At 42.1% G+C, this 4,831-nt stretch carries 6 protein-coding genes; 3 read left to right on the top strand and 3 right to left on the bottom strand.

Annotation, left to right across the window (positions count from 1 at the left end; translation table 11 throughout):
* Nucleotides 1–210: 210 nt before the first annotated feature.
* Entirely contained in the window at nt 211–699 is a 489-nt protein-coding gene (locus tag Q0C29_RS05765; protein ID WP_291999711.1) for a hypothetical protein, read from the bottom strand.
* A 62-nt stretch (nt 700–761) separates the two neighbouring features.
* Nucleotides 762–1,001, bottom strand: a complete 240-nt coding sequence (locus Q0C29_RS05760) for a hypothetical protein (protein ID WP_291999710.1) — start codon at nt 999–1,001, stop codon at nt 762–764.
* Nucleotides 1,002–1,305: 304 nt separating this feature from the next.
* On the opposite strand from Q0C29_RS05760, the gene Q0C29_RS05755 reads away from it, so the two are divergent.
* A complete protein-coding gene (locus tag Q0C29_RS05755; protein WP_291999709.1) occupies nt 1,306–2,316 on the top strand; it encodes a transcription initiation factor IIB in 1,011 nt (336 codons plus the stop codon).
* Nucleotides 2,317–2,323: 7 nt separating this feature from the next.
* The gene (locus tag Q0C29_RS05750) at nt 2,324–2,731 is read left to right on the top strand and encodes an HIT family protein (protein ID WP_291999708.1); all 408 of its coding nucleotides are present in this window, start codon (nt 2,324–2,326) and stop codon (nt 2,729–2,731) included.
* On the opposite strand, the gene Q0C29_RS05745 is transcribed toward Q0C29_RS05750, so the two are convergent.
* The gene (locus Q0C29_RS05745) at nt 2,728–3,621 is read right to left on the bottom strand and encodes a hypothetical protein (RefSeq protein ID WP_291999707.1); all 894 of its coding nucleotides are present in this window, start codon (nt 3,619–3,621) and stop codon (nt 2,728–2,730) included. The two genes, Q0C29_RS05750 and Q0C29_RS05745, sit on opposite strands and share 4 nt — an antisense overlap.
* Nucleotides 3,622–3,730: 109 nt before the next feature.
* Here Q0C29_RS05745 and Q0C29_RS05740 point away from each other — a divergent pair, with 109 nt between their 5' ends.
* Nucleotides 3,731–4,678 (top strand): iron-sulfur cluster loop, encoded by a 948-nt coding sequence (locus tag Q0C29_RS05740; protein WP_291999706.1) that lies wholly within the window; start codon nt 3,731–3,733, stop codon nt 4,676–4,678.
* The last annotated feature ends 153 nt before the right edge of the window (nt 4,679–4,831 follow it).

Raw genomic sequence — 4,831 nt, 5'->3', positions numbered from 1 at the left:
CCAAAGCAACCACAACAACAGCCACAACCACAGCAGCCAAAACACCCCTAGACACTCCCATAGACTTAACCGGACTCATAGGTTAATTCACTACTAGGTCTTTATAAGTTTTTCCTACAGATCATTCTACAGTGGTTCACAGTCATAGTTATAATGAAGCCATCGTAATTTACTTGGAAAATTTATTTTTACTAAATCATGCGGGTAAAATCAACTCCCCCTTAAGCCACTTACCCTAGACTCAATTAATTCAATATACCCCAGTACGATTAATGCTATTGAGGTTAAGAACAAGATTAGCATTAGTATCCAAGCTGGATAATAATATACTGGTCTCTTCACGGAATAGAGATTAATGAATAAGTGTGAGTTACTGCAATTAATGGCAATACCCCTAATGTTGAGAAATACTAGTTTAGTTGCATTTAAACGCGTCGTAGTTAGGTTATACTCCTGCGGTATGGTTATATTGGTTTGAGGTATGTGTTGATAAATAATGACCACCGATGAAGCGTTAATGAGCCCCGTATTATTTAGCACTAAGTACGCATTACCAGTGAAATTCATTACTAATGCGCTTGAGCAATTATGGTTTAGTGCAATTGGGATTAGGCTGTATTGGCCTAGGAGAAGTATAAGTGCTAGGAAGACTGCTATGAACCCTAAGGTGAATCCTATTTTCAAGTACCTATTTAGCATATTTACCTAGCACTTTAGGTAGTGATGGGGATTAATTACTTTTCTATGAACAGTAAGGTAGCTCAGAGGCTCCTTAATTGATTAACATCAATAACGTTAACTCTATTTTCACTTAAAATAAGCACCACAGGTATTTTAATGATGCCATCCCTTACACCGTACTTAATTAATAACTCCTTAGCATCATTATCATTAATCATGATTACTCTACAGAGTACACCCTTATTAAGTAACCGCCTACAATGATACTTAATGAAGCCAAGGTGAACATCCCATGATGCTGTAACTACAATAACCTCCATTAACCATACTCACTAAGTTACTTTAAAAGGAATGCGCATGAAGTAAACATGGTGAATTACATGATTGCTTCCCCATCATTTAATCGCACTTCCCCAGCTTCCTTATTTAATGGCACCGATAGAGATAAAAAGTGTACGCCTTAATATTTAGTGTCTCCCTCCCTGGAGACCTGCATGGGCAGGCCTGTGAAGGGGGTGGGGTTACCCGGCCGTCACGTTGGAATAATACTTAAGTTAATGTAGTTTATTTTAGGCGAAAGGTTTATAAATGAGTAAAGTTTTAATTAGGTGGAAAGGAGGTAACATGAGCACCACACAGGGGGATTCTAACCAGCAGGATGAAACCAGGAGGGAGTTAATAATTCAGAAGTTTAAACTATTTAGGAGGGAGGGTAATAACCTGGAGTTTGTTGATCAAAGTGGACAGAAGTTAAAGTGCCCAATATGCGGTAATACCGTGTTTATTGAGGATGCTGAGCGAGGGCAGATAGTATGCGCCTCCTGCGGCTACGTACTCATGGAGCACATTCTTGACACTGGACCTGAGTGGAGGGCTTTCACACCCGAGGAGAAGGAGGATAGGGCTAGGACTGGTGGACCATTGGAGAGGGTTACCAGTGAGGAGCTTGTTACTAGGATTGAAACCACATTAAAGTCCCCTGACTTAAAGAAGAAGCTTGAGATCCTTAAGTACAAGAAGTGGCAGCAGAGGATTAGGGTTCAAACAAGCTATGAGAGGAACCTTGTTCAGGCAACCCATGAGTTAAATAGGATTGCTCACCAGCTTGGTGTACCTAAGTCCTGTATGGATGAGGCCCTAGCCGTGTATAAGCAGGTCCTTAAGAGCGGTTTAGTTAAGGGTAGGAGCGTTGAAGCGATTATAGCAGCTTGCCTCCACATGGCCTGTAGGATGCAGGGCATGCCTAGGAGCCTTGATGAAATTTCACAGTACACTAGGGCGCCTAGGAAGGAGATTGCGAGGTGCTTTAGGTTGATTGCTAGGGAGCTTAGGATTAGGTTACCGTTAAGTGACCCAAGGCAATACGTGCCTAAGATAGTTGAGCAGCTTAAACTCCCTGGTGATATCGCTAAGGAGGCTATTAGGGTTCTTGAGGAGGCTAAGGATAAGGGCTTAACCGCAGGTAAGGATCCAGCAGGCTTAGCGGCTGCTGCCGTCTACATAGCGTCACTGCTTAAGGGTGAGGTTAGGACTCAGAAGGAGATTGCTCAAGCTGCTCAAGTAACTGAGGTTACTGTTAGGAATAGGTATAAGGAGCTTGCTAAGGAGTTAAACATAAAGATACCCATTAAGTAACTTACCCATGAAGATACCTGGCGTTGAGTATAGGACCCTATGCAGGTACTGTAATCTGAACAGTGAATTACTAATAGCTGAGGAGGATGACTTCACTATTTACGCTTATGATGAACCCTTCAATAATGGGCACATTGTCATAGTGCCTAGGAGGCATGTATCCTTAAGTGAATTAAGTGTTAATGAATTATACAGGGCTCTTAGGCTTGTTAGGAAAGCTGAGGCTGTCTTGAGGAATACTTATCACCCACATGGCCTTAACATTGGGTTAGTCGCTTACCCACATGTTGCCTTTCACGTTGTGCCCAGGTGGGGTGGTGATGTTAGCTTCATTAAGGTTTTCTTCAACGCTAAGCCAATCCCGGAAACGCCCATTCAGTATGCTGAACGCCTTAGGAAGGCTTGGGGAAGCTAACCCACCGGGTACTCTGGTACTAGTTCGTAAATAACCATAACCCTTTCATAATCGCCTGCTAGGTTATTAAGGTTACTTAACTGCCTAATCTCAACTAGTTCATTAATCCTCCTTATTTCAAAAACCTTAAGTAATAGGCCCTTATTCACATTCCTTACCTCACCACCTGGGTTAACTCTAATTAACCTAATGCTAATGTTGCCTCTCCTGAAGGTTAAAGTCTCATTGGATCCACTCATCAGTAGTTGAATGCCTAATGTTAATGGGGAAACAGAGGATAAGGGCCTAACGGGCCCAATCCTAGACTCCTTAATCAACTTAATGTATTGATCCAGTAACTCCCAGTCCAGTAACTGGTCGTATACTACTGTGATGCTTCCACCGGAGGATAATACCTTGCCTGCTAGGAACACTAACTGCTCGGGTTTAGTACCCTCTAGTGGTAGTGAGGCGCAGGTGCACTTAGTGTACTCTAGGAATGACTGTGGGACGTGGGAAGTGTAATAGACTACTGCTGATGCCCTAATTGTCCTATAAACCCTGAAGCTCATCATTGATGGTAAACCTATACCCACATCAACTAGATACAGGCCACTTTCAACCTGCTCCTCCACTATAGTTATGTTACTTGGAATTAACCTATACAGGTACCTTCTTCCCCTTGAAATGTCAAGTATTACCTCAATTATACCTTTAGCCTTCAATTCACTTAATGCCCCCCTCACAGCCCTTTGACTTAGACCAGTGTTCTCAACAATGTCATTGAACGTTACGTACTCTCTACCGTTAATAATACTCTCAAATTGAAGGTAGCTAACTATTATCCTTGCCGATGGTGATAACTCCATGAATCTATGAGGCAAGTCAATCCTCCTACCTTCACTAGACACACTTAAGCTTAAGGTAGGATTCCTAATAAGCGTTTTACTGAAGTTTAACAATAGCTAACAGTAATGCGCAGGGGAATTCTTTAAAGAAAGCTAGGGATAGGTATGATGAATGAGGATAAGTTACGTAGGTAATGATGTTGGTTGGGTAAATTACGATAAGGTTATTGAGGTAGCGGATCTAGTCAGTGGTATAAGGCCTGTTCAAGATAACTACGTTAACCCGGATTACTATCCCTCAGTTGAATTAGACTTGGAGATTCAAGCCACGTACTTCATGGCCATGGTTGCCATTGACCATAGGCTTAACTTACCTGGACACCCCTATGAAGCCTTAATTAACGGTAAGAGCTACGTTGGCTCTGACTTACTTTGGAAACTTGGAGCTGAAAAACTCAAGAATGATGAATCATTCTTCACCCCCAGTAGGCTAGCTAATTTAAAACCCAGTGATGTTAAGGATTGGTTAGGTGACGTATGGGATTATGGAGTTAGGGCATTCTTACTGTCGGATTTAGGCGTTAAGATCGCTTCATTATTCAACAGCTCTACGTTAAGCGCCTTAAGATCCACTGGCGGGAGATTACTTGGTGCAGGTGGCTTAGTTGAATTAATGAGGAACTTCACCGCATACACGGACCCAGTGGAGAAGAAGACATACCTATTGGCTAAGTTCATTCATGGTAGAGGCATAATTAGGTTTACTGATATTAATAATGCCCAGGTAGCTGTCGATAATCATTTAACGAGAATCGCCATTAGGCTTGGCTTAGTTGAATTAAATCAAAGATTCATGAACATGGTTACTAGTGGTATACCCTTCACTCCTAAGGATGATGTTAACCTAAGGAGTTTAGTTAGGGACTCATGGAAAATAGTATCCATGTATTCTCATACTGACGCCTTCTCACTCGATGATTACCTATGGAACCTTGGTAGGTCAGTATGCATCCGTGATAAGCCTAACTGTGGTAAATGCCAGTTAAGGAAGGCGTGTAATGCGTATAAGAGCGGGAGCTTCATTAATGAGCACGTCTTTTACTCAACTTTCTGGTACTAAGCATTAATTACCTTAACCATAATTTAACTCAGGGCAATACATGTTTAACTGACCTCCTCCTCGTCTTGATGGGTGTGGTTTTTCTTTGGGTGGTTTACTGCCTTCATTCTCATTGCTCCGCTCGTTCAGTGGTAGGTCATTGAGTTGCCCCCA

It is taken from the genome of Caldivirga sp. (genome assembly GCF_023256255.1).
Taxonomy (GTDB): Archaea; Thermoproteota; Thermoprotei; order Thermoproteales; family Thermocladiaceae; genus Caldivirga.
Note: the sequence above shows the minus strand (reverse complement) of the source record. Positions and strands in the feature narration are given on the sequence as shown.